Here is a 1604-nt window from a genome sequence, read left to right as displayed (position 1 = left end):
AATCTGCCCCGAAAATCCCTTCCTGAGCTGGGCACGCGGCAGCGAACCCCGACCTGGTGATCATGGTTGGGGTTTCGCGGTGAGTGGTGGTCAGGAGCTGTGAAGGATCACCTGTCCGTCTTGGATGGTGATCTGCTGTCCGGTGATGGCTTGGAGGTGGCGGGCGAGGTTGCGGGCTTGGCGGTCTTTGTCGATTCGGGTGCTGTAGTAGTCGCTGCCGAGGTCGTGAAAGCGGGCGTTGGGGTCGGACAGCAGGTGGTAGACGACGGTCAGCAGGGAGTTGCCGGCGGCGATGATGGCCTTTTGGGGGCCGCGGCGTTTGGCCAGGCGGCGGTAGCGGGCGCCGAGGAAGCTGTCGGAGCGGGAGAAGCCGAAGACGATGCGGCCCAGGGCGCCGGCGAGCCATGGGTTGCCTTTGCCTCGGCTCTTGTTCTTCTTTCTTCCGGCGGATTCGTGGACCTGGGGGCAAAACTTGGCCCAGGAGGCCAGGTGAGCGGGGGAGGGGAAGCGGGTCATGTCCACGCCGATCTCACCGATCAGCTCGCGGGCGGCGATCTGGTCCAGGCCGGGGATCTCCACTAGCTGGCCGATCTGGTGGGCGAAGGGAGCGACCGCGGTCTCGATCTTGAGGTTCAGCTCGGCGAGCTGGGCGGCCATCCGGTCGATGTTGTCCAGCATCATGCGCAGGATCATGGCGTGGTGGCCGGTGAAGAAGCCGCGCAGGGCTTCTTCCAGTTCATGGATCTTGTTGCGGGCTCGGCCCTTGGCCATCTGCGCCATCACGCAGACGTCGCGTTCTCCGGCGATCAGGGCCTCCATCATCGCGCGGCCGGACTGGCCGTGGATATCGCTGAGCACAGTCCCGATCTTGATCTGGGCGTCCTCGAGAAGTTTCTCCACGCGCTGCATCTCACGCGCGCGGTCTTGGACCAGGGCGCGCCGGTACCGGGTCAGGTCGCGCAGTTGCCGGATGGGCTCGGGGTGCACCAGAGAGGGCCGGCACATGCCGCGCTCGGCGACCTTGGCCAGCCAGACCGCGTCCAGTTTGTCGGTCTTGGGGCGGCCCGGTACGTTCTTCACGTCCCGGGCGTTGACCAGCCAGCACTCGAACCCTTCGGCCTCCAGCAGGAAGTACACGCCCTTCCAGTAGTCGGAGGTCGATTCCATCACTACCCGGGTGACACCCCAGCAGCGGAACCAGTCCGCCATGGCCAGCAGATCGGCGGTGGTGGTGGCATAGGAGCGCACCTCCTGCATCCGCCGACCGGCTTTCGACTCGTGCGGCACCCGCACGCAGGCTTCCAGCGCCGCCTTGCCCAGGTCCAGCGCCGCCACCCGCTCGATGAGTAAGTCCTGCTCCGGGACCTCTTTCACGTTTCCTCTTCCCGCGCGTGTTCCGATCGGCGGGCCGCCCGCAGGAGCCATGGGGAAGAAGGCGAATCGGCCCCTCGTGCTCGTGGCGACAACGCGCAGCCCCGCAAGACGGCTCCCAGCATCAAGCTACAATTCGGCCTCAGCTGCGCCATGATTCACCGACGTCGGCGAGCGGCCCGGTCGGATTTTCCCACACGTGCCACGCCCCGAAGGGGCCTAGAAGTCTACAA

Annotated in this window: 1 protein-coding gene; it reads right to left on the bottom strand. The window is 66.0% G+C overall.

What is annotated here, in order from left to right; genetic code table 11:
- Window positions 1-90: 90 nt before the first annotated feature.
- Window positions 91-1374: an IS110 family RNA-guided transposase gene (locus ETD85_RS62170; RefSeq protein ID WP_138699078.1), complete on the bottom strand. Its 1284-nt coding sequence runs from the start codon at window positions 1372-1374 to the stop codon at window positions 91-93.
- Window positions 1375-1604 lie beyond the last annotated feature (230 nt).

It is taken from the genome of Nonomuraea zeae, assembly GCF_005889725.1.
Lineage (GTDB): Bacteria > Actinomycetota > Actinomycetes > Streptosporangiales > Streptosporangiaceae > Nonomuraea > Nonomuraea zeae.
Note: the sequence above shows the minus strand (reverse complement) of the source record. Positions and strands in the feature narration are given on the sequence as shown.